The following is a 25,379-nucleotide window of genomic DNA, read 5'->3' on the forward strand; positions in this document are numbered from 1 at the left end:
AGGGTAAATTAATCGTCAAATTAATCGTGAGCGAAAACTTTTGGACTGCCGTAACTGGCGAAAGAATCAATCTTCGATGTTTGCCGTAAGTGCGCGGTGCTTGTTGCGGCTTACGTTCTAAGGCGTACTTTGTTGAATGAGTAGATCGGTGTAGTTTGGCGGAATATCGCCCGTCAAGGAACTTAGGAGCGCGACAATGGATTGAATCTGGCTATCGTTCAGTTCCTGGTCGAGCTGAACTTTTGCCATAACTCGAACTGCTTCGCCTAAGCTGGCTACCGAGCCATCATGAAAGTAAGGTGCCGTCTTCTCAATGTTGCGCAGCATGGAAACGCGGAACTGATACTTATCCTCTTCCTTATTCGATGATTCAAAAAGGCCTGCGTCCGTCTGCTTCGACCCCGTCGCCTTCCAATAGTCCTGATGAACGCCAAACTTCTCGAGCCCTTCGCCACCGAGCAACTTTCCCGAATGACAATCCACGCACCCAATGCTCATAAACAGTCGAAGCCCTGACTTCTGCTGTTCAGTTAGTGCCTCCACATCCCCACTCAAGTAGCGATCAAAGGCTGCTGGGGTGCTAAGCGTGGATTCGTACGCTTCAATCGCCTTGGCGTAGTTCATGGGATTCATTGGGTTTTCTGTCGCTGGAAACGCAGCTTTAAACTTGGCCTCGTAGCCATGCTGCTTCAGCAATTCAATGACGTCATCTGCGCTGGCAAATCCCATCGAACCGGTGAGTGACTTTTCCGCTTGATGAGCACCCGACTTGCGATCACCAGTCCACCGCAGTTTGGGTTGCAGCATTGCGTTAAACACTGTTTGCGAATTGCGCTTCGTTGGCTTTTCTTTAGCGTCGATCGAGAACTGCGCAGAGTCGGCTCCCCAGTCGCCTGCCGCATGACAAGAGGCACATGCAATTTTGCCATTGGCCGAGAGTCGCTTGTCCCAGAATAAGTGCTGCCCCAGGACAACCAGTGGCTTCTCCAGTTCTTCGGGTGCTGCAGATGTGATCAAGCCAAAATTAGCTTGAGCATCTTTATGCAGTTCATCGGCTGGCTGGTCTGCAAGCGATTCTAACATGCATACAATGAACGCTGCTGCGAACGATAGCAGCGTCGAGCACCTGAAAATACGGTCGAATTGGTTCATGACGGAATTCCTATTATTGAAGTATCGGTATCCTGTGTTTTGCGACGACAACGCTCCTCGACCAGACGTAGGCCACAACAATCGCAGCGCTGTTACGGCAATGGCCTTGTATTGTATCGTAACGCCGTAACTGCGCTTTGCTTGTTACGGCCTACCTTCTCTCGATTACATCACGCGCCGAAAGACACCGAAAAAGAACAACTGCTGCTTATCCGAGGGCGTAAGGTGCTCATAGTTGCAGCAACTCAATGATTCAAAAGACGGCCCCAGCGTTTCTTCCATCGTATCCGCATCGTATTGTTGGATCTGGAGTCCGCTACATTTCTCTGGACCACCGACGGCGAATGTTCCTACGACGAAGTAACCGCCAATAGGTAATGTTCGCTTGAGCAAATCGAGATAGCGCCGACGATCTTCGATATCGGTAATGAAATGAAACACCGCTCGGTCATGCCAGATGTCGAACTCGCCCTGCGATTCCGTTTGGGTAATGTCGGCAACGATCCATTTCACTTGCGACGCTCGTTCGCCGAGTCGAGCTTTGGTCGCTTCGATGGCGGCGCTGGAAATATCCAGCACAGCCACCTGCGGGAATCCCACGTCGAGCAGACGATCGACGAGAAACGATTGCCCGCCACCCACATCGATGATTCGGCCTCGCTTTTCACCGGCGGCCTCGAGGATCAAGTCCAGCGATTGTTTCGGATTGGGCTCGTACCAACTGACCTCGGTTGAGCTCTTCGTTTGGTAGACGTTTTCCCAGTGCGATGTGCGGTCCATAAAATCCTTGCTTGTTTGAGTCTTCAAAGGAAGTAAGATTGTATTCGGATATGCGAATACAACAACCCGGAGCAAGACCTTGACGGAGATCGACACAAAATCAGCCACCGTACTGCTGCGAGCCTTTGCGCATCCAACGCGACTGGCCATTTTGCAAGTGCTCTTTGGCGGACCCAAGTGCGTCACAGACCTGGAAGACCTGCTCCCGGAGTAGATTGTGGTGCCACTTGTTGGAGACTGGGGCACCGGGCTTGGCCGATCGCTTTACCAAGTGGCCGTGATCGCACAGCTCGGAGCTCACGAACAGTGTAGGCAGTTCACAGAAACCCAATGGCGAGGTCAGCGGACAGGTCGCCAGTCGGTCTCGCAGATCAAGCCTGGTACTGCATTGGAAATTACCTGCAAGAAGAAAGAACTCGACCGTTACGAGTCGCACCTACGACGCTTCGTAAGGAACACAGTGCTCGATGGAATCTTGTGGGTGAATATCGCGATGGGCTGCCTACGATTGCAAATAATCAAGCGGGAGCTGTGAAAGAAAGATGGTTGGCCAAAAAGATGAGGCAAGCGGAATGGATTACGAGCACATTGCTCGTCGAATACGCAATTACGGACTTGTTCTGCCGTGGGCGTGAAAATCGGTTATACTTCTGGCTCGCTGCAATTCACTTCCCATAATTGATTGGAAGTGTAAAGTTTGCGAGACATTGTTTTCGCTCATTGTTCTCATTCGTCGTTTCAGGAGACTTGCCGTGGCTGTTTGGATCATTCTAGCTGTACTAATCGGTATCGCTTTGATCGCTGTTTTTTGGATCGTCGGGATCTACAACAGTTTGGTCGCCTATCAAAATCGATTCAAGAACGCATTTTCGCAGATCGAAGTCCAGTTAAAACGCCGCTATGACCTTATCCCGAATTTGGTCGAAACGGTCAAAGGCTACATGGCTCATGAACGCGAAACCTTGGAAGCTGTCATCACTGCACGAAACCAAGCCGTCAGTGGTTTGCAACAAGCTTCGATGAACCAACAAGATCCTGCTGCCATGCAGGCGCTTTCCGGCGCGGAGCAAGGATTGACCGGCGTTCTTGGTCGGTTGTTCGCTCTGTCCGAATCCTATCCTGACTTGAAAGCCAATCAGAATATGGCTCAGCTCACCGAAGAGATTACTACGACCGAAAACAAAGTCGCGTTCGCTCGGCAAGCCTACAACGACTCAGCAACTGCTTACAACACTTACCGCCAATCCTTTCCGCCAGTTGTATTTGCTGGAATGTTTGGGCACACGCAAGACGCTCAATTGCTGCAATTCGACAGCGCTGCCATCGCCGATGCGCCCAAAGTATCCTTTTCCTAAAGCCTGATGTCGCAGTTGCGTTGATCCTCGACTGCAATTGGCCGCGGCACCTTAATGTGCTCACTCGTCATCATCAAGTGCTTTGGCTAGTTAAAGCTCAAGATAGATCGCGCAAGCAATCCGCCAAAGCAAGCTGGTCTCGCATCATCATTCCCTTTGAGTAAGTTTATGGCGACTGACTTTTTTCAGCGACAATCCGACGCGCAGCGCAGTACCGGTTGGCTTATTGGCATGTTCGTCCTATCTGTAATCGCGGTTGTCGGCACAGTCATGGTGGTGGCTTTCATTGCCGTGCGAAGTCAGATACCGATTACCAAAGAGCCTCTGGACCCATACCCCGAGCAGTGGATGATCCCTTTGCTCGCCGGTGCCATTACGCTGCTGGTTGTCTTGGGCGGCTCGTTATACAAGGTCTTGGAGCTTAGAATGGGGGGCGGCAAACGAGTTGCCGAATCGCTGGGAGGTCGCCAGCTTTATCCGAACAGCGAAGATCCCATCGAACGGCGTCTGATGAATGTCGTCGAAGAAATGGCGATCGCTTCTGGGACACCTGTGCCACCAGTTTTCCTGCTGGACGAGCAAGGCATCAACGCCTTCGCCGCTGGCTATTCCCCCAGCGACGCGGTGCTGGGAGTTACGCGAGGCTGCGCCGAGTCACTCACGCGAGAACAACTGCAAGGAGTGATTGCTCACGAGTTCAGCCACATCTTGAACGGCGATATGCGAATGAGTATTCGCCTCATCGGCATTTTGCATGGTATCCTCCTGCTCGGGTTGACGGGGCAACTGATCTTTCGACTTCTTTTTTATAGCGGTTCGGGGCGTTCCAGCCGAAACAGCAATGACAAAAATGGTGGTCAGATTGTCTGGATTATCATGGGGATCGGACTGGCGCTGATCGTCTTGGGGTATCTGGGGACGTTTCTAGGGAATCTCATCAAAGCGGCCGTATCGCGACAACGCGAGTTCCTGGCTGATGCTTCAGCCGTTCAGTTCACTCGTAATCCTGACGGGATTGCGGGTGCATTGAAGCGAATTGGTGCCTCGAGCGCAGGCTCGCGATTGCAAACCGCCAACGCATCCGAAGCGAGCCACATGTATTTTTCACAAGGAGTCTGGGAAGGATTTTCCAGCTTACTGGCAACCCATCCACCGCTGAAAAGCCGAATTCGCGCAATCGAGCCGACCTGGGACGGTAAATTCCCAGCGATCTACAACCCTCGCGCTGCAGTTGCCTCCAATGCCGCCTCGCAATTTGCCGGTGCAAGCAACTTGGGAACAGACACAGATCTCGTCCCTGTCGACGTGGTTGATCACGCTGTAGATCACGTTGGCGCACCCAGCCAGGAGCATCGACATTATGCGTCAAGCTTGGTCGCCGCACTCCCACCAACGATCGTTCAAGCAGCACATGAACCTTACTCCGCGCGTGCTGTCATCTACGCTTTGCTTTTGGACAAACAGCCAACTATTCGAGCGACGCAGATCGCTTCTCTACAGAACCATGCAAAGCCCGACATTGTGCATGAGACATTAAAGCTCAGTGACGAAGTTGATCGATTGGATGCGAAAGTGCGTTTGCCGCTGCTTGAGATGACGATGCCAGCGCTAAAGTCGATGTGTGAGACGCAGCACAAAGAATTCAACCGATGCTTTGTTGAGCTATCGAAGGCCGATCAACGTTTGGATCTCTTCGAATGGATGCTTTCCCAAGTGCTGCTTCGTCATCTTGCACCTCAGTACGAACGTGTCGAATCGCACCGAGTTCACTACTATGGTTTACAAAAGTTGACGCAGGAATGCTCCATCCTACTATCGATTGTGGCTTCGGCGGGTAACAGCGAAACAATCACTGAAAAAGCGTTTCAAGCGGCTGCTGGTCACTTGCCTGAGTTAAAGTTGGCATTGGTGCCTAAAGCAGACCGCAAGTTGCCGCAATTGCAAGCGGTGCTACGAACGCTGGTCCAAGTTACGCCGAAGCATCGTGTTCGCATTGTCGATGCTTGTGCGGCTGCGATTTGCGCGGACAACCACGTGCAGTGGCAAGAAGCAGAATTACTGCGTGGGATTTCCGACCTGCTTGATTGCCCCATGCCGCCGCTCTTGGTCAAATCGACTGCTGACCAATCAAAGGTCGCGGCGAAAGGGACTAGATAGACTGAGACGAAGTACTCAACGCACTTTGCCTGGAGCAAGCAGCGCTTGCCTCAAACCAGCGTCGGCTGGCTTGTTGGAAAGCCAGATACTGAACAGCGCTTGTTTGAACTTGTTGCCCGCTACCAATCCCAAGTACTTGCCATTCTTATTCACGATGACGCCGTGCTGTGGAAGATAAACGAGATCGAAGATATCACCCTTGGCAATATCATCCTTGAAGCACACGCGGAACTCGTCGATCTGTTTGCGAATTTCGCGTGTGTCCCCACCCGTTGCGTTTTTGAAACCATCTTCCAGCGAATCGAGCAGACTGCTTTGGCTGACAAAGCTTGATGTGATCTTGATTCGAATTGCCATCGGTTGTTCGTCGGCGATAATCGCCGCAGCATTAGAACTGGGTTGCTTCAGGTAAAGTCCCGCGACATACAGCTCGAGAAACGCTTTTGTTCGAGATCCTTCTCCGTTCAGGACCAAGCGATGTTCGCCCGCTCGAATCTCTGAAGGCAACTCGCCCGCGTTGGCAACCAGCGGAGCAACGCTTAGTCCTAAGGCGATGAAGGCAACGGCTACTGTCTTCCACATTTTACGCTCCTCCTGAGCTTTGATACTGCAAGCACTCGTTGGCATGCACAGCCTTGAGCATTCGTCAAACCGGCATGGACTTTAGCAACTTCTGCATTGGAGAGACAACAGAAGAACAGCTCGGCGGCTGCAGTTTTGCCAAACTAATCCGCCCGACAGCACCACGAACCAAGTCAGAATTGCCGTTAAACAAAAAGCTTCTTGTAATCTGGATGGGCGATTTGGTCGACGGCCGGCCCGCTGTAACAATGACGCCCTCCGTCCACATGCAAGCATTCGCCGGTGACGAATCCAGACTCCGTCAAGAATAATGCGGCTTGAGCAATGTCCGCTGGCGTTCCAATCCGTTGCACCAGCGCCGCAGACTCGAGTTCCGCTTGCTCGGTCTCCGATCGATGTGCACCCAACAAGACAATCCCGGGCAGAATTGCATTAGCGCGAACTTTGGGGTTGCGCGACGCGAGCTCGACGGCCATCGTACGCGTGAGTGTTGGGATCGATCCCTTGCCAGCAAAATAGCCTGCGAATCCCGGATAGGGTCGCGCAACGGCCCAGTCACCTGTCAGAACAATGCTCCCACCACTAGCTTGCGACGCCATCTGCAAGCCCGCGTGCTTCGCGATCAAGAAGCTGCCAAGGCAGTGATTATTCAAGTTCGCTTGGATATCGCTGGCCGACGTCTCTTCAAGTGCCTTACGTTCCCAGCTTGCCGCGCAATGCACCACCGCATCCAGCCGTCCATACCGTTGGCAGATCGCTGTGACCCATTGCTGCACGTCCGCCTCCTGTTGGATATCGCCGCAAACCAGCATCGCTTGCAACCCCAGCGACTCACACGTTGCGACACACTGCTGCCCCTTTTCTATGCTGCGATGTGCGTGAAAAACAGCGCGATAGCCGTGGCACAAAAAATACCTGGCTACATAGTTCCCAACGCGAGCCGAAGCGCTGCCGGTCACCAAAACTACCGGTTGATCGGTCTCAAAACGCTCTATTTGTCGTTGTCGGTCGGCCGCAGATCGGTAATCGCTGACGCTGTCAAGTTGTGGGTCAATCCAGATGTCAGTCATTTTTGTTCTGTGCAATTGTCGGTTCGTTTCGTCATGTGGCTCACGCACCTTTAATGCTAGAGCACTGTCAATGTTTGCCAAGCACACCGTACTCGCGTCGCCAATATTACCCATTGTGTCAACGAAGGCCGCAGATTGCTTGCCATGGGGTGCTTGCATTGACGAAATCGAGACCAAGTTTCGAAATTTTGAATCGGACGCTCGGCCGAATTTGAGCGTAACACCTGCTAGCGATTGAAGGTCGCCAAACGGCTTTAACGGTTGAATCGTCTCATGAAATCTTGGAGAAGTTGATCATGGTTACATCCAATAATCTATCTCGCAAACTGACACGACTGGAAGATGTTCGATTTCTGCGCGAGGAAATTCTCCTGCGTAAGAACTTAAATGGCTTCTTTACTCGAGAGAAGCAGCGGCGTGAGCTAATAGACGCCACAAGCATTACGGACCTAGGTTTGATAGATCGATTGCGCGACGCGGGCATATGCACCAAACGGTTGCTCGCGTTGGAGCTTGTGCCGATTGCCGTAATGGCGTGGGCCAGCGGTAATTGCACTGCGGGCGAACGTTCAGCCGCATTGGCTGCTGCGAATGTTTTTTCGCTGCCCAGTAGCGATGAATCGGCTGCCTTATTCGAAAGCTGGCTGGACCAACGCCCAGGTGCGCAATGGATGGACTTGTGGTCGGACTACATGTCGTTACGCATGAAGGGTATGCCAGCGAGCCAACTGCAGTTGTATCAGCTAGAACTGTTGAATCAGGCCAAACGGGTTGCTGAGGCCGCAGGTGGTTTCGCTGGATGGGGCAAAATTTGCGGTGCCGAACAAGCGATCTTGGATCGGGTCGGACAAGTGCTTGGCGATACGTAGCATGCCTGCTCAACCGATTGCTGCTCAACTTCGCCCCCCCGTAGTGGATCTTGTTAAGGCTCACTCGCGAAATCCTTCCAAGGTCCGCTACGAATTTTCCATATACTGTCATCTTGCAGTGCCAACCCGTCAGCGATTCAGCATAAGCATACCGAAACACACCCTGGTTGGGACCGCTAGGACACAGGGCTGATTTGGTTGGCGAACAGGCCTTCGCGTGCTGCATTCGATATCGCCATCACGGCAGGATGCTTCAGCCTGCGATCAATCGACACACAATAGAATCTTTCGACAATCTTTGAGATACGGCCAATGGGCTGCAGAGCGTACTGTCGTCCAACCTCTTTCGCCAAAATACTTGGAATAACAATCATGCCTTCGCCAGCTTGCGCGAAAACCTTAAGCAGCGCGCTATCTTCGAATTCGTGAACGACTTCAGGCGAGATCTCTTGATCATCGAACCATAGTTCCAGTGCCCGGCGCAACGTCGTGTTCTGAGTCGGCAGCAGCATCGGGGCATTGTTAAGCGAATGCGGAAAGCCTTCGGCGTACTGTTCGTGCATCTGTGCATTGCCAAAGACCATCACATCACATTCACCTAGCAGATGATTGAAGGCGCGGATGTTCAAGTTGGGGGCCAGCGGCGAATCCGCTAGCACGACATCCAGTTTGTGCATTGCCAGCTCGCTTAACAGATCATTCAGCTTACCTTCGTAACACACTAGCTTCACTTTCACATCAAGTTCCAGTGCTGGCTTGAGCAATTTATAGACGACCAGCTTTGGCAAAACATCGGGCACCCCGACAGTCAAACGCAAGTTATCATGGCTAGTACGTCCTTTCATCGTATCGGTCAATTCTCGTCCCAATGAAAAGATCTCATCGGCGTAACGAAACGCAATTTGTCCAACATCTGTCAAGACAATCGAGCGTCCTTTGCGCTCGAACAACTGGATACCCATCGATTTCTCCAGTTTCTGTATCTGCGTGCTGAGCGTCGGCTGTGACAGATGCAGCAACTCGGCCGCTTGCGTAATGCCGCCCTCTTTTGCAACCATCCAGAAATAGAGCAGATGGTGGTAGTTCAACCATTCTACCATGATGTTTCCTTGCTAAAGCTTAGCTTTTCTCAATGCGAGAAATCGTATTTATCTATAGGTCTTTTCAATCCAAATGCCTTGCGCACTTAGCTTTTGGTTATGAATACTATTTTGCTGAAAAAGAAGGGGTAGTTCACAAGAAAGGCTGAAAATAGTGAAGTTCCCACGGATTGTGTCGCGATTTTTTCGCCGTCTAATCTTTCGTGAATCTTCCGCAAGCAAGTTCCTGCAGTCGGCACTGGCATCCACACAAGTACTCGCGATGCCAAAGTAGTCGTCCGCCTATTCTGCGAAGTGAACCTGCAGCGTTTCGATTAACTTTATGAGGCAGCAAGTTCTGCAGACCACCGGCCAATAGATAACAAGCGGCAAGTTGCTGGCCAAGCTGGTGCAGGCTGGCTCGAGACTGCCGCTAGGCCGTGGATACCGCGGCGACGGTCGCTTGCGAAGGCATGGCGTCCACCGAACTCGCCTCAACACATTTCTCTAACAGCTTGGCCATTCCCGTCATAGTGGCAAACGCGCAATCCGCGGCGTCCCGCCCAACTCCAATCCGAACAAGTCCCTGCACCGGAGCAAGCTTCGTCGGATCAAACAAATACCAATTGCCATCCAAGTACGCTTCCATGAACCCGTGGAAATCAGGCGGTTGTAAGTCGACGGCATATCCCGCAACATAACGAGCCGGGATACCCACGCCTCGGCAAAGCGTTATTGCCAAATGAGCATAATCTCGGCAGACGCCAGTCCGCTGCAGCAGCACACTGGCCGCGGTGCTGTTCACGTTCGTGCTGCCAGAAGTGTAATCCAGATGGTGATACACCCAATCACAAATACCGGCGACCCGCTGAAAGCCCTTGGGCTTACTGCCGAACTCTTCGAAGGCGAATCGAGCCAACAGGTCGCTTTCACAGTATCGACTAGGATTCAAATAAGTAAGCACTTCTGCTGGCATCTGAGCGGCCGATAGTTCAGCGATATCGGTTGGCAAGTCGATCGCTGGCGATAATTCAACCGTGGCAGAGTAATCGATGCTCAACTGACATGGCTCAACCAAGATGCGATGCAGTTGATTGCCTTCGCTGCCCGGTTGGCATTTTTCAATCAACAGCGAAGGGGTGATCTGCAAGTTTTCTTCGATCACGTTCTGACGAGCAGTGGCTTGGCAAGCAATCTGAAACAGGAATGCGGTTTCTGTTAAGACTTCGTACACTAGCTTGGAGTGCACTTTGATACGCGGCATAAAGCTTATCTGCTATAGAAGTGAAAGATTCAGTGCTGGGCATAACAGAGCTCAGCCTGTCGCATAGAGTTTATTCGTTTTTCGAACCGCTGTCCAACGTATTGATCACATGCAAGCCGACTTTCATGGCCGTGTCACTGCAATACGGATCATCGAAACCGGCATGGTGGTTTGTAGCACCGCCTTTAGGCGGAAGTCAGTGGTTTGTAGTACCGCCTTCAGGCGGAAGTCAGTGGTTTGTAGTACCGCCTTCAGGCGGAAGTTTCCCAATATCTTAACCGCTATTTGTTGGCAAATATTTCGCAAACCGTTCGACCAATGGTCGTTTAACCGCGTGCCCAGCGGGCCGCGCTGGTCGAAGATGCGGCACACGGAGAGTGCCTACTACGTTGTTACGGCCCACGGAGAGTGCCTACTACCTTGGCTGCCTGCGGGGGGGTCGAACAGTTCCCGGACAAAAATGCCACTGCGAATCGCATCTATTGCTACCAGTTAGCGGATTCGAGTAAATTTCGGGCTAGGACTGGCTAGACCAGCTCGCTTTTGAAACGCATTGAGGATTTGGAAAAATTGGTTCTAATGATGCCACTGAACCTCGATGTGGTGATTTGGCTCCTTTTTTGAGCCTCATTTCCCGCAAACCGCCTTACTAATTTTAACCATGTCAACTTTTCAACTGACCCAAGGGCCCGATAACGAGCCCTTGATCCAAGAAGTTCCCTCACACCCGATCGAGGTCAGTTACGCGTCGCGAGTACATCGGCTGCCACCCTATTTGTTTGGCCGCATCAATAATTTGCTATACCAGAAACGTCGCGCGGGCCAAGACGTAATCGATCTGGGGATGGGAAATCCTTCCGATCCCCCCGATCCGACCGTGATCGAAAAATTGGCCGAGGCTGCTCATGATGTCCGCAACCACGGTTACTCCAAAAGCAACGGTCTGCTGAATCTGCGTCGCGAATTGACCAGCAAGTATTTGCGAAAATATGGCGTGCGATTGGACCCAGAAACCGAAGCCCTCGTCTGCTTGGGGTCCAAAGAGGGTTTTTCTCACATGTGCCTGGCATTGATGGGACCAGGCGATACCGCGATTATTCCTTCACCCTATTTCCCAGTGCACCAGTTCGGCGTTGTGTTGGCGTCTGGCAATGTGGTCGCTTTGGAAGTCGCCGATAGCGAAAAGTTTCTATCGAATATCGCGTACACCTGCCAGCATTTTTATCCACGGCCCAAAGTGCTAATCATTAACTATCCACACAATCCATCGACGGTAACGGTCGAGCCGGAGTTCTTTGTGGACGTGGTTAAACTCGCCAAGAAGTACAACCTGATGGTGATCAGCGATTTCGCTTACGCCGACGTTGCTTTCGATGGTTACACGCCGCCTAGCTTTCTTTCAGCTCCGGGGGCAAAAGATGTCGGTGTTGAGTTTACGACGATGAGCAAAGGCTACAACATGGCAGGCTGGCGGGTCGGCTTCTGTGCTGGAAATGCCGATATGGTCCGTGGTTTGGCGACCATCAAGGGCTATTACGATTACGGTATGTTCCAAGCGATCCAGATTGCAGCTATTGTTGCACTGCGCGATACGGACACGACCGTGGAACGCCAATCGGAGATCTATCAAGGCCGTCGGGACGTGTTGTATGATGGGCTGAAGCGAATTGGTTGGGAAATGGCCAAACCGAAAGCTGGCATGTTCATTTGGGCGAAGTATCCTCAACCATGGCGAGATCGTATGAACTCGATCGATTTCTCGATGCACTTACTGGAGCATGGTAACGTCGCTGTCAGTCCTGGGGGCGGATTTGGCCCTGCTGGCGAAGGCTATTTGCGAATGGCTTTGGTGGAAAACGAGAATCGATTGCGACAAGCGGTCAAGCAGATTGCAACTTGCCTTGAACACACCAGCCCACCTGAGCCTTCCACATCGCGCTGATGGAATCAACACGACCTACTAGCCCACGAATCGCTGTCCTAGGAGCTGGGATCAGTGGGCTTTCGGCTGCCGCTTATGTCGCTCTTGAACTTCCGCATGCCAATGTCGAAATTTTAGAAGCTTCCGATCGCGTGGGCGGAGTCATCCATACGCAATATGCTGACGGCATGATTCTGGAACATGCCGCCGATAACTTTGCGATGAATCTTGGGCATGTAGAAAAGCTGCATCAACGCTTGAACATCGCACCTGATCTGTATCGACCGAATCAGGATTATCGATATGCGCAAGTGTTGTACCGCGGCCAAGTGCATCGCATCCCGGTCGGTTTTTCATTGCTGCAGCCGACGCGGTTATCCAGTGTGCTGCAATCGCCCATCCTTTCGACAGCCGGTAAAGCGAGACTGTTGGCTGAGCAATTTATTCCGGAGCGAAAGTCCGGCGACGATGAATCGCTGAAAAGTTTCGCTTGTCGACGCTTGGGACGCGAAGTGTTTGAACGATTGGTCGAACCGATTGTCTGCGGAATTTTCACTGCACAACCCGATCAATTGAGCATGCAAGCTGCGTTGCCTCAGTATGTCGCGATGGAACGTGAGCACGGTAGTTTGATCGCTGCGGCGCGGGCCGCTCGCAAGAAGGCTCGTGCCGAGAATCCTCAAGCCGATTCCGCTCGTGACGCGACTGGCGCTCGCTACGATATCTTTGCTGCACCCAAGTCGGGTATGACGCGCTGGCTTGAACAACTGGTGCAAGCGATGCCTGCTAATGTTGCGATCAGGCTGGATCATCGCGTACAAGGTATGACTCGAACTGCTAGCGGACGCTGGAATCTGGATGTCCGTGTTGGCGGTGCCTTTCAGGACATCCTTGCGGCCGAGTATGACGCTTGCATTGTCGCGCTGAACGCTCCGCAAGCGGCAGCAGTATTAGCGAATGTCGCGCCAGTGGCAGCCAGCGAATTGAAGTCGATCGAATACGCCAGCAGTGCTATTGCCGTTTTTGGTATACCAGCAAGCGAGCTGTCGGAGCAGGTTAAGTGCTTCGGGATCGTCGTTCCTCACATTGAGAATCGCCAAGTGCTTGCGATCAGCCTATCCAGTTTGAAGTATCCTGACCGGTGCAGCGACGACACAGTGATTGCTCGTGTTTTCATGGGGGGGGCGATGCGACCTGAGATGTACGCTATGGCTGATGACCAATTGTTGCAGATTGCTTGGAAGGAGACACGCGGCATCCTGGCTCTGAAATCACCGATCGCTAAGTGGACGCGCATGGTACGTTGGCCAAGTTCGATGCCGCAATATGCCGTGGGTCATTTGGAACGTGTGACGAAGATTCGCGAGGACTTGAACGCTCACCCCTCCATTGGGTTATGCGGGAATGCTTATCAAGGTGTTGGCATACCGCAATGCGTTCACAGCGGTGAATTAGCGGCTAAGAAGCTAAGCGCTGCATTGCAAGCCATCTCAGGTTGATCGTAAGTCCAATGAAGGAAACTGATGGCCTCGTTGGTAGCCCCGCCGGAAGTCCGTAGTTCGTCGTACCGCCTTTAGTCGGAAGTTGAGCTACATCGATACCGCTAACTTGCAATTTGATTGGTCAAATGTCGTTTAACCGCGTGCCCAGCGGGCCGCGTTATCACCTCCGCAGAGCGCAACAAACGCGGGACAAGACAAACGCGGGGCGATGCCCGACGCGGTTAAACGGCCTGCCGTAGGCCGGGAACAAGCAAAGCCACCACCACGCCGGAACATCAGTCGCTTGAAACCATTCAACGTCACCAACCCAATCGAACATCTAACGATTGGCTTTGCGCAGTTCCGGCAAGAACCGTCGCGACCTTGTTACCGGCCTACGCCGTCCGCCGAAGGTGATAGCGATTCGCCGTCAAGCGACACTTCCGCATCATTCACCAAAATCTTGCGAGCGTGACATTGCACCGATCCTTCTTTCGTCAAATGAGCGTGACCATGGACCACAATATCCTGATCGATACTGACCGCTGATTGAATACCGATGGCAGTCCTGGGAGGAAACTTCACTGCGGTATGTGTAGCGACCACAAGTCCATCGACCTCGCCTTTATCATTCTTGTGAAAGGAAGTAACCTTGCCACTGACTGTCATCGGCATGTGCTGATCAGTCGCTCCCATTTCCACTTTACTCTTGGGTGAATGCTTATTGACCAGCATCGCTTGTTGGCCCGATTGAACCACAACCGCTTCGTAAACAGTCTCACCTTTTGGACGTACTTTTTTCTCTGCAAAAACGGTAATAGCATCTCCCTGTTTCAACCATCCTTTAATCTCGGTTGCATGATGAGGTGGAACATGAACCCATTCGCCGTTTTCAGTCTTCCAACCATCAATATCTCCCTTCTTGTTGATGCTCCATTCCGCGATGGGGCTTTGAATCACGTTCAACTCGCTGAGCGGAGGATGTTCGGCGGGGGGCTTGGGATGACTTGCAGGTGATTCGTTCGCTTTCGCGGTACTGGCTGCTGCTGGCAAGTCACTAGGATTTTGTGCTGCCGCTTGTCCCAACCACATGCGGCCTTGGCCGACGGTCATGGCCGATACGATCGCAATAAGCACGATCAGCAGTCCCAAAGTGACAGGGTGGAAAACTTTCATCATGGTCGATCTTTGAGTATTTCAATAGTAGGGAGGAGGAATGTCAGTTGCCGGACTGCTTTGTCGCTTCGGATAATTCGAAGTCCCAAATGTTTTCTGCATGCCTTTGGATTCTGCACAAGTCGGGAAAAGAAAGCTCTTCCTCTTGTGCATCAACAGCAGGCCGAGCCTTGACGAGGACACGGTATGTTCCGGACGGCATCGAAGTGTCTCTGTCAAATATATATTCGCCAGAAAGAATATCCGTCGAATACGCGGTAACGGGCTCAGTGCCCTCTAAGTAAAAACTAATAGTGCCTTTGGGTAGCAACTGCCCACGGTTGGTGACCGTGCCCTTCACGATGGTATCGCTTGGAGCTGGCTGGCAACCCGCGACCATGATCGTCAACATACAAGCAGCGAGTGTGCTGCATAAAATTCGCAACTTGAACATTAGACAGTTGTTTCTACCAGTTCCGTCGCTTCGCTCGATGCAAGCGATTCGGTGCTACTGGGGACTCGTGCCGTTGGCTGCACAGGCTCGGGTGACCTTACTGCTCGGGCACCGACCGCAACCTGCGGTTGTTTGGGAACGCTTTGAATCCTTCGTTGCTGATTGGCTCGTTTTTTGTAAATCGGCAATGCGTACAAAACCACTCCTGTGACTCCCAGGAAAAGAATTGCAAAAGCTCCGAAGTCCGACCACAGGAATCCATACTCACGACTGAAAAATGCGCCGGTGTGTAAGTCATGCACAACTTTCGCCCAGTCTGTACCGCCCTGGCCATTTGCAAGTTTGGGACCGCCCTTGCGCTCAATGATACGTTCTTCAGCCACCGACCATACAATCTCGTGAGCAGTCGAGACAGGCGCGTTTCGAGAAGCAACCTTGACGACCAAACCAAGCGCGGGATCATTTTTGATCTCCAAGCGATCGATCGCCAAGTCTTCATCGCCCCAAAGTGCTTTCGCCGCTTCAATTCCCTGGCTTGCTGCAGCAAGATTGGCAGGAGATAAGGCCGCGCGCAAACTGAGCTGCGTGTCAGAGTTCCCCGCACTGGTTTGCTTGGCAGCTAGCTGAGACTTCATTTCCGGCTTAGCCTGCTCGATGGGCTTTAAGCCTAATGTCTTTTCATGCATCCAGAGTACGCCGGTGGCCGAGGTCAACAGAATCGGTGCCAGCAAGACAAGCCCAAACCAGTTATGCAATGATTTGTAAGTGCTGTACTTCATGATTACTCCGCTAGTTCCGGGAAAGAGTCACCGCAAGCTGCCGTTGCAAGAGCAGCGAGTACTGACATGTTCATACCATCCGACATGAAATGCACACTACCATCGGCACGAACCGCGTTCGCTCCACCCACATGGAACGCATAAATGTTCTTCTCATTGGTGCAGTTGATAGCACACGGCCCCCCCTTAGCCTTCTTCTTCTCCCAGACTTGTTTATTCTCATCGAAGACTTCAATGGTCTCGGTTCGATCCAGCGTGCCATCAACCAGCGCGCCATGCAATTCGAGCGAGACCTCTTTCATCGCCCAACCACCACCTTTATTTGCAGCGGCAAAACCGTCTTTGAGAACCATGGCCTCACGGCCTAGCCGATAGAACTTGGAGCGGCCTGCAGCCTCAGAAATCATGATCGTGTTCGACAGTCCGTCAGTGACTGCTGAAGCCGGGTTGCCTTTGAAGTAGTCTTCGTCATCCTTCTCGGGTTTGGCAATAACGCCAAACAACTCCGACTTGCGTTTGACTGTAAAGAATCCCAAGTGGCCTAAATCTTCTTTCACACCGCGAATGGGAGCGTAGTCGCCTTTGGCAGCGGAATATTCTTTTTTAACTCGTCCCGTCTTCTTATCGAACTCCAGTACCCGGTCCAACATTTGACCGGCGGGTGTCGATGGGCAACGAAATATCGACAATTGCGACTCGCGGTAAACACGATTCGCGGGCTCGTCCACTTTCACAGCCGCATTATGTTGTTGCCAAACGCTGTGTTGTTCGAGGAAAGGCAATATCTGCCAAGCCCAACCATTGTCACTAGGTGTTTTGATTTCTGCGGCCGGGAAATATTTGAAAGCAAGCTCATGGTTGATAGCGGCGATCGCCAACTGGCGGAGATTGCTTTGGCAGTTCATCCTGCGCGCCGACTCTCTGGCCGAGTTAATTGCTGGGAGCAGCAAACTCGCTAATATTCCAATGATGGCGATTGCGACCAGCAATTCAACTAGTGTAAAGGCGCTGCGAGTCCGCTGCGCTCCGCGAAACAATTCCATAAACCAGCCCTTCCTCGTTCACTCCACGTTCCGTCTCTTGGATCGGAACTTGATACAAACTGCTGGCTGGCTACGTTTGGCTTGAAAGCGCCTTTTTGCTTGCCGAAATCACTCAAAACTAATGCTACTGAGAATTAGTCTCAATAGGATTGCGAAACCGATAACTTTTGTCAATCTGGGATGCGAAAAAACTGTGGGGAAGCCGAAGGAATTTTCTTCAGGCCGTCTACCAGCTCACATTTGCACAGTCAAAGACCGGGCCTTCGACACACGTGCGACGATAGTCCCATCCGCCGTCAGGCTGGTTGATTTTTGCAACGCAGGAATAGCAAATGCCAATCCCGCAGGCCATCGGCGTTTCTAATGACACTTCGCAAGGGACTTGAAAAGCCTGCGCCATCTCACCGACCGCTTCCATCATCGGTTCGGGACCACAACATGCAACTCGCAGGCTTTCGCCGCTTGCGCGACCAGCCAGAACCGAATTCAGTTCATCGGTAACGCGTCCGGCGCGGCCAAGGCTGCCGTCTTCGGTGGTCAAACGCACATCCAACCGATCGACCTCAGCGAACTTTGGTAGCCCAGCCAGATAGTCTTTCGATCGTGCGCCATAGATGAGCGTAACTTTCCGAGCGTAATTCGATGCTCGCGCCGGCACGCCGAACTTCTGCAAACCTAATGCTTCTTGGGCGACGGTCAACATCGGAGTTTGTCCGACTCCGCCAGCCACCAACACCAAATGATCGACGGGACTATTGCAGAATCCGTTTCCTAGCGGCCCCCAAACTTCCAACATTGTCCCAACGGGCATCGTGGCTAGCGGTTTGGTCAATCGGCCTTTCACTAGATAGACGAACTGGACACCATCCGGCCGCCCATCGTGATCGATGGTCCGATCCCAAAACGCGAACGCTCGGCCCAAGATCGCATCTTGGCGTCCTGCCAGCCGTAGCATCGCGAACTGGCCTGGCACAAAGCTCGCAGCGAGATCTGGGCAACGCAGCCCAATTTGCCAAGTCGCAGCGGCAATTTGCTGGTGAGAGCTGATAGGGGAGCGAACGAATTGTATGGAGGAGTCCGCTGGCGATGGCATGGATGGAGTGTTGATTCGAATCGTTGAGCGTAAGTGGATGGGACAGTGGGAGATTGTACGTAGGACTTCCGGTTCGTCGAGCCTCTCCAGGAAACGCGGGGCGATGCCCAACGCGGTTAAACGAAGACTTGGGGTAGGCCGGTAACAAGCAAAGCCGCCGCCAGCGCCGGAACATCGGTCGCTGGTAACTATTCAACGTCACCAACCCAATCGGACAATGATTGATTGGCTTTGCGCAGTTCCGGCAAGAACCATCGCGACCTTGTTACCGGCCTACGCGTCAGACGTGGATGTACGCGTTTTGTCGTTTAACCGCGTGCCCAGCGGGCCGCGATATCACCGCTGGGCACTACAAACGCGGGGCGATGCCCGACGCGGTTAAACGAAGACTTGGGGTAGGCCGGTAACAAGCAAAGCCGCCGCCAGCGCCGGAACATCGGTCGCTTGTAACTATTCAACGTCACCAACCCAATCGGACATCGATTGTTTGGCTTTGCGCAGTTCCGGCAAGAACCATCGCGACCTTGTTACCGGCCTACAGTTGAACGATTGCTTGGGGTATCCGCTGGCGGGCATTCACTTAGAATAATCCGTCTGAAACGATACTTTTTGTGATGCGTGTTACCCCAAGAGTCCCATTAATACCACTTATGGCCACAGAATTTCCACGAGGACCTTATCCCCGGACACGACTGCGACGTCTGCGACGTTGGGCGTGGACACGCGAGTTAGTCTCCGAAACCACGCTCGCTCCAAAACACTTGATTTGGCCTATCTTTTTAATCGAAGGCCAAAAACAACGCGTAGCGGTTCAGTCCATGCCGGGCGTGGACAGGTTGACGGTGGATCTAGCCGTTGACGCTGCTAGCGAAGCGGTCGATTTGGGCATCTCCTCGTTGGCCTTGTTCCCCGTCGTGCCAACGGACCGCAAAAGCGATTGCGGTAAAGAAGCTTATCGCAGCGATAACTTGATCTGCACCGCCACGGCTGCGATTCGTAAACGCGTTGGCGACCGTTTAGGGATCGTTTGCGATGTTGCACTGGATCCTTATACCACGCACGGACAAGATGGCTTAGTTGAACGCGACTACGTTGTTAACGACCCAACGATTGAAGTCTTATGCAGGCAGGCTGTAAATCAAGCCAACGCGGGCTGCGACTGTATCGCGCCTTCGGACATGATGGATGGACGCATCGGTGAAATTCGAGACGCATTGGACCGAGCGGGACATCATGAAGTGGTCTTGATGTCGTATGCTGCAAAATATGCATCCGCGTTTTATGGTCCGTTTCGCGATGCGGTCGGTTCTGCGAAGAACCTGGGTACGGGCGACAAGAAGACTTATCAAATGAATCCAGCGAACTCGGACGAAGCGTTGCATGAGGTGGCATTGGATCTACAAGAAGGCGCCGATATTGTGATGGTAAAGCCCGGTATGCCTTACTTGGATATTGTGCAGCGAGTTTCGGAAACCTTTCGAGTGCCCGTAACGGTCTACCAAGTCAGTGGGGAGTATGCGATGCTGCAAGCGGCGGCGGCGGCAGGCATGCTGGACCTCGACAAAGTAATGCTCGAATCGCTTCTTGCCTTTCGTCGTGCGGGAGCTTGCGGGATTCTTACCTACTTCGCACCGGCGGCGGCCAAGCTTTTGAATCATTAGACCAAGAGGATAAGCGATAGCCATGCGTCAGAATGATCAACTTGCGATCTTTAAAATTATCCCCCCGAAGCTTGCGATCGCGTTGATCGTGGTTGCAGTGCTTTATGCATTCCTGCAACCGGTCGTCAACGCAAAGTTCGGCTGGACATTACCATCGCTGGCGTCGATCGCCGAACTGGACTTCCGACCAGAAGTTAAACCGGAAGACAAACCAAAGTCCGCTCCACGATCTACATCAAAGGCCGACGAAGCGGTATCCGACAAGTCAGCAAAAGCGACCGCACCCACTAAAACCGATACAACCGCGACCGCGACGAACAAATCGACGGCCGACAAATCTGTTGACGCGAAGTCGACTACTTCGCAAAGCAATTTAAGATACGGGCTACTCAAATCGATAGGCCGCGATCGTTTTGAATCGCCAGCGGGATTGGTTTACGGTCCTGGTAGTCAAGAAGGCCATCGCTTAAAACACATTGAACGACATCTGCAAGATCAACCCAATCGCCCCGGCAGTCATGGGGTATTCAACGGCGACATGTCCGCGTTTCTCAAAGCGATTGATGACGCCTATACAAGGGCAGCGCGAGGTGCAAAGGGGACCAATCGACGCGATGAAGATGATACGATAGTGTATGAAGCTTCGTTTACCAAACCGATTGGTTACTTGGGTGGCAGCGAAGGCAAACGTCGCAACAACCCTGATCTACGACGGCTGCGCATTGTCGTGTCGGAGCGAAACCAGATGGTGATTACTGCTTTTCCGTTTTAGATCCAAACGTTGACTGCGTCCCGTTCCAAGGCTCCTTTCATCGACCGCCCGATTGACGCAGATTATCCTTTCACTATCGCGCAACGGCTTTCACACACAACGCACATACAACTATGCATGACTGGCTAATCTACACACGACATTGCCCACGTTGCCAACAAGGATTATGCCGCGTTCGCGTTTGCCAAGCGAGCGACGGTCCGCTCTACTTTCTATTGTGTGATGAATGCGAAGCGACGTGGAGTTGTCCTCAGCAAATGAATGCAGAAAAGCAATTCGATGCCGCTCAAGCGGTCTGCCCAAATACTCAAACATCCGTATGGGCAGACCAAACGCACTGGGCTTCGCTATTGGAAACAATCGATGCCGGGTGGTTTGGGCATGTTTACGTCGAGCGAAATCGATCGGAAGATAGCTGAAGATGCAAAACTTTCAAATTGGCAACGTAAACATTGCGAACCCGTTCGCTCAAGCGGCACTCAGCGGCTACAGCGATTGGCCAATGCGCATGATGGCTAAGCGTTTCGGGGCCGCTTACTCGCTGTGCGAAGTGATGTTGGATCAGTTCCTCGTGAACTTAAAAGATCGCGAACGCACTCGACATTTTCTGTACAACACCGCGGATGAACAGCCTGTAGCGGGCCAGTTGATGGGGGCCGAACCAGAGCAGTTTGCCTTGGGCGCTCAGCGTTTATCACAAGCGGGCTTTGCGGTGATCGATATCAACTTTGGCTGCCCAGTGAAAAAAGTGCTTGGCCGTTGCCGTGGTGGTTTTCACTTGAGCCAACCAGACGTTGCGATTGAGATCGTACAACGCACTCGCGATATTGTTCCACCGCAGATCCCGGTGACGTTGAAGATGCGACGTGGCATGGACGATTCGGCTGAAAGCCGCGATGCGTTTTACACGATTCTAGATTCCGCATTCGCTTATGGGATCGCTGCGATTACGGTGCATGGCCGAACGGTGGTTCAGCGCTATAACGGTCCCAGTCGCTGGGAGTTTTTGGCTGAGGTGAAACGCCATGTGGGCGAGCGAATCATTTTGGGCAGCGGAGATTTGTTTACCGCAGAAGATTGCATCGCCATGATGCGACAAACGGGCGTCAATGGCGTCACGATTGCCCGTGGATGCATCGGCAATCCCTGGATCTTTCAACAAGCGATCGCTCTGCTGGCTGGCCAAGCGCTGCCACCAGCTCCAACGTTATTCGAACAGCGCGAGGTGATGGCCGAACATTTTCGATTAGCCCAGCAGATTTATGGCGAGAAGCGAGCTTCGGTGACGATGCGAAAATTTGGAATAAAGTACGCGGCGAATCATCCCGAGTTTGAGTTGGTACGTAAAGCATTTACGCAAGTTCAATGTGGCGATGACTGGTTCGCTGCACTTGACCGCTGGTACAGCACCGATGGTCCGGGCTGCTACCCTGATACTATCCTTTCCGCTGCGATGTCCGAATCTTGATTTTCCCTTTTACTAAAGCTGCTCGTCGACGCAAACTGCTCAGCAAACCGGTCGACCTTGCTGAAATGCGAATGGCTGAAAAGTCGATTTGGCAATTTGCGCGGTTAGATAGACAACTGCAGCAAGACTTGATCTTGTGGTGTCGCGTATTCTTAAACGAGAAGTACTTTGAGGGCTGCAGCGGATTTACGATCACAGATGAAGTTCGCTGGACCATCGCCATGAGTGCGGCTCTCTGTGTACCAGCCAACTCGGGTTGGTACTTTGACAAAACGGAATCGATTTTAGTCTATCCGCAAGCGTATGTGGCTGAGGTCAAACCGAGTGTCTACAGCCAGTATGAGATCGTTGGCCAGTTTGCGCGAGCTGGCCAGACGATCTATCGTGGCCCGGTAATTTTGAACTGGGAGGATCTTGATGACGCACGTCAGTCAGATAACTTCGGTCATCAGATCGCGATCCATGAATTTGCGCATCAGATTGATATGATCAATAGTCCGCATGCTGACGGAATACCACCGTTATCGGCAGATGTGGAAGCGGCCTCGTGGATTGAAGCGATGCAGGTTGAACTAACGTATGCACGCAAGATGCGCGAAGACGGGTATCGCATCTACATCAATGACTACGGATTGACGAGTGCTCAAGAATTTTTTGCCGTGGCCAGCGAGTATTTCTTTCAGACGCCGCACAAATTGGCGGAGTTTCATCCTGGTGTATTTGCTCGGCTGATCGACTTCTATCGTATCGATCTGCGCAAGTACTTATCGACCTAGATTGGCCACCCGATTTAGAAGTACATGCCGCAGAAGGCAAAGTATCCCAGAGCAGCCACGGTCATTGGAATACCGTAGGGCAAGAGCAACATGGTCGGCTTGCGTTCGGTAGCGATTTCATAAAGTTTATCAGGGTTACGAACATGGAACCACTCGCACAAAATCTTGCCAGCTTGGCGGAAGTGATGTGACCAGCGACCGGTCCAAGCGACCATGATGACAGCCATCACTGCGCCGACAATCGTAGTCGCTACGAAGATATTCCAGACGTGTTCGGTGTAGACCCAAGCACCGATGGCACCCAGTAGTTTTACGTCGCCGCCCCCCATACCGCCGACCGCATGCAGGAAGTACAGCAATGCCAAACCGACGAAGGTACCCAAGACGCTCCAACCCAGAGCACTAGCGCCACCATCGACGCAGCTCCATATCCAACCGCCGATGATCAGCGGGAAAGTAATCTTGTTGGGAACTTTCAAATACAGTCCATCGATCACTGCAGCGACCACGAGCACCACCGAAAGCAACCAGATCGGCCAGTTTTGATAAATTGATGTGTAAAACCAAGTGCAGTCCATGTCAATCTTCCAACAAGATCAATTCAATGTGATTTAGTATACAGACAGACGCAGGCGAGGCCATGTTTGATGCGAGCCGAATGCCAGATCTGTTGCGAAAAAGAGTTGTGCTCTTTCTCTCGTTAACGAGCGACGAACATCCAAGCGATGGTTGCCATCAGCATCGTGCCCATGCAAGTGATCAGCTCCCATGCTCCGACAATCGCTTCGGACGGTAGATAAGTGGGAATCATGATAGTAAACCAGTGTGTAAGGAAAGTTGCAATAAAACGCCCAGCGATTGGGCGAACCAATCGCTGGACGTGAGCAAGCGTAACCGAGTCGATTACTTGTTTTCGTCAGCCGAAATTTGTGCAGCAACGCCATTGAACGTTGCTTGCGCGTTTTGACCAATCGTCTTTACTGCGGTCAAGCAGAGAACGATGATCAACGATAGCATCACCGCGTACTCAACTGCGGTTGGTCCATCTTCATTCTTCAAAAACTTCTTTAGCCTTAAAGCCAAATTCTTCATCGCAAACCTCCCAATAATGAAACCGGAGTGATGAATTCCAGTCTCGGACGATCTTTATCGCCAACCGTCTCGAAAGGGCACTCTACATCGCCATGCAGAATGTTGAGTTACGGCTGATCAACACGTATTCACTACGCGGTTGCGTAGTGGCCAATCGAACATCGATTCGCTGTAAGAAAGTTAGGTTACGGTTACTCGTAGGCAAGCAATTCACTTCAGTGAAAATGTCGCTTTTGCGTAATCCCTTTCGTTGCCCCCCCTATCAAGTTGATACAATCCGTACAACCGAACGTAGCAGGGGAGTCAGGGCGAGTCAGGAATTCAGTCTGCGCGATTAGCCGGAATGCGTTAGCACCGGTTCTCTCAGAAACCGTGAGCTAAGGCTCAACGGCTAATTGACGTGGATTCAAAAACTGACTCGCCCTCATGAGGGGAGTGCTGCTTGCTGAAGATTGTCGTAAGCGCGAGGCTGTGAGATCGATTCGATATTGTTGTCTGGCTGGAGGCTGGAGGCGTAGGTTGAGATTGCGATTGACGCGTCTGCTACGGCACTCGGAGAGTGCCTGCTGCTACCATTATTGCTGCGGCACACGGAGTGTGCCTGCTACTCTATGCGGGCATATTCTTGGCAACTTGGCTCCAGTTCACGACTTGCCACCAAGCTTTGACGTAATCCGGTCGTCGGTTTTGGTAGTTAAGGTAATAAGCGTGCTCCCACACATCTAAACCTAACAAAGGCGTCTTGCCACTGGAAAGTGGACTGTCCTGGTTCGCGGTCGAAATCACTTCCAGCCCGCTGCTGCCAAGCACCAACCAAGCCCAACCGCTACCAAACTGATTCAATGCTGCGGATGTGAAGAGTTCCTGCATCTTTTCTAACGAACCGAATTTGGCATCAATCGCTGAGGCGAGCTGCCCTGTTGGCCGCGGGTCTTTTCCAGGACTCTGCATCACTTCCCAAAACAAAGCATGGTTCGCATGTCCGCCGCCATTGTCACGCACCGTTTTACGAACGGACTCAGGAACCTTGTCCAAATTCTTGAGCAACTCTGCTACCGACTTGCCCTGCAGCTCGGAATGCTCAGCCACTGCTGCATTCAGCTTGGTTATATACGCCTGATGGTGCTTTGTGTGGTGGATCATCATGGTCTGTTCATCGATCACCGGCAACAAAGCATCGTAAGCATACGGTAATTGGGGAAGCTCGAATTTCCCATCCACCGGCGTTTGAGCCAGCACAGATCGCGTGAGCGACGAAGCGATTCCGCCCGCGACAACCGCAGTCGCCGTCGCTTGTAAAAAACCGCGACGACCGATACCCGAGTGGTTGTGCTCATGGTTACCATCTAAACTCATTGCGTATCTCCAATGTTATG

General features: G+C 52.3%; 26 protein-coding genes. 12 read left to right on the forward strand and 14 right to left on the reverse strand.

What is annotated here, in order from left to right; translation table 11 throughout:
- Positions 1-117 precede the first annotated feature (117 nt).
- On the reverse strand, positions 118-1,152 hold the full coding sequence (locus SH302x_RS15980; RefSeq protein ID WP_479363397.1) for a cytochrome-c peroxidase: 1,035 nt from the start codon (positions 1,150-1,152) through the stop codon (positions 118-120).
- 165 nt (positions 1,153-1,317) lie between these two features.
- A complete protein-coding gene (locus SH302x_RS15985) occupies positions 1,318-1,932 on the reverse strand; it encodes a class I SAM-dependent methyltransferase (protein ID WP_479363398.1) in 615 nt (204 codons plus the stop codon).
- A gap of 79 nt (positions 1,933-2,011) precedes the next feature.
- On the opposite strand from SH302x_RS15985, the gene SH302x_RS15990 reads away from it, so the two are divergent.
- The 4 genes from SH302x_RS15990 (at position 2,012) to SH302x_RS16005 (ending at position 5,444) form a co-directional block, all read left to right on the forward strand.
- Positions 2,012-2,146 (forward strand): ArsR/SmtB family transcription factor, encoded by a 135-nt coding sequence (locus tag SH302x_RS15990; protein ID WP_479363399.1) that lies wholly within the window; start codon positions 2,012-2,014, stop codon positions 2,144-2,146.
- Between the two features lie 6 nt (positions 2,147-2,152).
- The gene (locus SH302x_RS15995) at positions 2,153-2,467 is read left to right on the forward strand and encodes a hypothetical protein (RefSeq protein ID WP_479363400.1); all 315 of its coding nucleotides are present in this window, start codon (positions 2,153-2,155) and stop codon (positions 2,465-2,467) included.
- 217 nt (positions 2,468-2,684) lie between these two features.
- Positions 2,685-3,287 (forward strand): LemA family protein, encoded by a 603-nt coding sequence (locus SH302x_RS16000; RefSeq protein WP_479363401.1) that lies wholly within the window; start codon positions 2,685-2,687, stop codon positions 3,285-3,287.
- Positions 3,288-3,455: 168 nt separating this feature from the next.
- The gene (locus tag SH302x_RS16005) at positions 3,456-5,444 is read left to right on the forward strand and encodes a M48 family metallopeptidase (RefSeq protein ID WP_479363402.1); all 1,989 of its coding nucleotides are present in this window, start codon (positions 3,456-3,458) and stop codon (positions 5,442-5,444) included.
- Between the two features lie 15 nt (positions 5,445-5,459).
- On the opposite strand, the gene SH302x_RS16010 is transcribed toward SH302x_RS16005, so the two are convergent.
- Together SH302x_RS16010 and SH302x_RS16015 are read right to left on the reverse strand one after the other, a co-directional pair.
- Positions 5,460-6,026 carry a chalcone isomerase family protein gene (locus SH302x_RS16010; protein WP_479363403.1) on the reverse strand — a complete coding sequence of 189 codons (567 nt, stop codon included), beginning with the start codon at positions 6,024-6,026 and terminating at the stop codon, positions 5,460-5,462.
- Between the two features lie 185 nt (positions 6,027-6,211).
- Positions 6,212-7,096 (reverse strand): SDR family NAD(P)-dependent oxidoreductase, encoded by an 885-nt coding sequence (locus tag SH302x_RS16015; protein WP_479363404.1) that lies wholly within the window; start codon positions 7,094-7,096, stop codon positions 6,212-6,214.
- 296 nt (positions 7,097-7,392) lie between these two features.
- Between SH302x_RS16015 and SH302x_RS16020 the strand changes: the two genes are divergently transcribed.
- Entirely contained in the window at positions 7,393-7,965 is a 573-nt protein-coding gene (locus SH302x_RS16020) for a hypothetical protein (protein ID WP_479363405.1), read from the forward strand.
- Between the two features lie 176 nt (positions 7,966-8,141).
- On the opposite strand, the gene nhaR is transcribed toward SH302x_RS16020, so the two are convergent.
- Together nhaR and SH302x_RS16030 are read right to left on the reverse strand one after the other, a co-directional pair.
- A complete protein-coding gene (gene nhaR / locus SH302x_RS16025) occupies positions 8,142-9,065 on the reverse strand; it encodes a transcriptional activator NhaR (RefSeq protein ID WP_479363406.1) in 924 nt (307 codons plus the stop codon).
- 412 nt (positions 9,066-9,477) lie between these two features.
- Positions 9,478-10,308 carry a transglutaminase-like domain-containing protein gene (locus SH302x_RS16030; protein WP_479363407.1) on the reverse strand — a complete coding sequence of 277 codons (831 nt, stop codon included), beginning with the start codon at positions 10,306-10,308 and terminating at the stop codon, positions 9,478-9,480.
- A 661-nt stretch (positions 10,309-10,969) separates the two neighbouring features.
- On the opposite strand from SH302x_RS16030, the gene SH302x_RS16035 reads away from it, so the two are divergent.
- Positions 10,970-12,250, forward strand: a complete 1,281-nt coding sequence (locus SH302x_RS16035) for an aminotransferase class I/II-fold pyridoxal phosphate-dependent enzyme (protein WP_479363408.1) — start codon at positions 10,970-10,972, stop codon at positions 12,248-12,250.
- The gene (gene hemG, locus SH302x_RS16040; RefSeq protein ID WP_479363409.1) at positions 12,250-13,728 is read left to right on the forward strand and encodes a protoporphyrinogen oxidase; all 1,479 of its coding nucleotides are present in this window, start codon (positions 12,250-12,252) and stop codon (positions 13,726-13,728) included. Before SH302x_RS16035 ends, hemG begins: the two co-directional genes overlap by 1 nt.
- 369 nt (positions 13,729-14,097) lie before the next feature.
- On the opposite strand, the gene SH302x_RS16045 is transcribed toward hemG, so the two are convergent.
- The 5 genes from SH302x_RS16045 to SH302x_RS16065 all read right to left on the reverse strand — a co-directional run bounded on the left by SH302x_RS16045 (position 14,098) and on the right by SH302x_RS16065 (position 18,234).
- Complete coding sequence (locus SH302x_RS16045) at positions 14,098-14,889, reverse strand: hypothetical protein (protein ID WP_479363410.1); 792 nt, start codon at positions 14,887-14,889, stop codon at positions 14,098-14,100.
- 40 nt (positions 14,890-14,929) lie between these two features.
- On the reverse strand, positions 14,930-15,319 hold the full coding sequence (locus SH302x_RS16050; protein ID WP_479363411.1) for a hypothetical protein: 390 nt from the start codon (positions 15,317-15,319) through the stop codon (positions 14,930-14,932).
- Positions 15,319-16,098 (reverse strand): PepSY domain-containing protein, encoded by a 780-nt coding sequence (locus SH302x_RS16055; protein ID WP_479363412.1) that lies wholly within the window; start codon positions 16,096-16,098, stop codon positions 15,319-15,321. Before SH302x_RS16055 ends, SH302x_RS16050 begins: the two co-directional genes overlap by 1 nt.
- 2 nt (positions 16,099-16,100) lie before the next feature.
- A complete protein-coding gene (locus SH302x_RS16060) occupies positions 16,101-17,141 on the reverse strand; it encodes a DUF1559 family PulG-like putative transporter (RefSeq protein WP_479363413.1) in 1,041 nt (346 codons plus the stop codon).
- 226 nt (positions 17,142-17,367) lie between these two features.
- Positions 17,368-18,234, reverse strand: coding sequence for a dihydroorotate dehydrogenase electron transfer subunit (locus SH302x_RS16065; protein WP_479363414.1), 867 nt, complete (start codon positions 18,232-18,234; stop codon positions 17,368-17,370).
- A 650-nt stretch (positions 18,235-18,884) separates the two neighbouring features.
- Between SH302x_RS16065 and hemB the strand changes: the two genes are divergently transcribed.
- The 5 genes from hemB to SH302x_RS16090 all read left to right on the forward strand — a co-directional run bounded on the left by hemB (position 18,885) and on the right by SH302x_RS16090 (position 22,911).
- The gene (gene hemB / locus SH302x_RS16070; protein ID WP_479363415.1) at positions 18,885-19,895 is read left to right on the forward strand and encodes a porphobilinogen synthase; all 1,011 of its coding nucleotides are present in this window, start codon (positions 18,885-18,887) and stop codon (positions 19,893-19,895) included.
- 22 nt (positions 19,896-19,917) lie between these two features.
- Positions 19,918-20,667, forward strand: coding sequence for a hypothetical protein (locus tag SH302x_RS16075; RefSeq protein WP_479363416.1), 750 nt, complete (start codon positions 19,918-19,920; stop codon positions 20,665-20,667).
- A gap of 113 nt (positions 20,668-20,780) precedes the next feature.
- A complete protein-coding gene (locus tag SH302x_RS16080) occupies positions 20,781-21,086 on the forward strand; it encodes a hypothetical protein (protein ID WP_479363417.1) in 306 nt (101 codons plus the stop codon).
- Between the two features lie 2 nt (positions 21,087-21,088).
- Positions 21,089-22,135 carry a tRNA dihydrouridine synthase gene (locus tag SH302x_RS16085; RefSeq protein WP_479363418.1) on the forward strand — a complete coding sequence of 349 codons (1,047 nt, stop codon included), beginning with the start codon at positions 21,089-21,091 and terminating at the stop codon, positions 22,133-22,135.
- Positions 22,132-22,911: a M90 family metallopeptidase gene (locus tag SH302x_RS16090; RefSeq protein ID WP_479363419.1), complete on the forward strand. Its 780-nt coding sequence runs from the start codon at positions 22,132-22,134 to the stop codon at positions 22,909-22,911. The genes SH302x_RS16085 and SH302x_RS16090 overlap by 4 nt, the downstream gene beginning before the upstream one ends.
- 14 nt (positions 22,912-22,925) lie before the next feature.
- Here the strand turns inward: SH302x_RS16090 and SH302x_RS16095 are convergent, their stop codons facing one another.
- From SH302x_RS16095 to SH302x_RS16105, 3 genes are all read right to left on the reverse strand, one after another.
- Positions 22,926-23,489 (reverse strand): A24 family peptidase, encoded by a 564-nt coding sequence (locus tag SH302x_RS16095; protein WP_479363420.1) that lies wholly within the window; start codon positions 23,487-23,489, stop codon positions 22,926-22,928.
- Positions 23,490-23,814: 325 nt separating this feature from the next.
- Complete coding sequence (locus tag SH302x_RS16100) at positions 23,815-24,003, reverse strand: Flp family type IVb pilin (RefSeq protein ID WP_479363421.1); 189 nt, start codon at positions 24,001-24,003, stop codon at positions 23,815-23,817.
- Between the two features lie 609 nt (positions 24,004-24,612).
- The gene (locus SH302x_RS16105; protein WP_479363422.1) at positions 24,613-25,359 is read right to left on the reverse strand and encodes a Fe-Mn family superoxide dismutase; all 747 of its coding nucleotides are present in this window, start codon (positions 25,357-25,359) and stop codon (positions 24,613-24,615) included.
- Between the last annotated feature and the right edge of the window lie 20 nt (positions 25,360-25,379).

Source organism: Njordella calcicola (genome assembly GCF_056494125.1).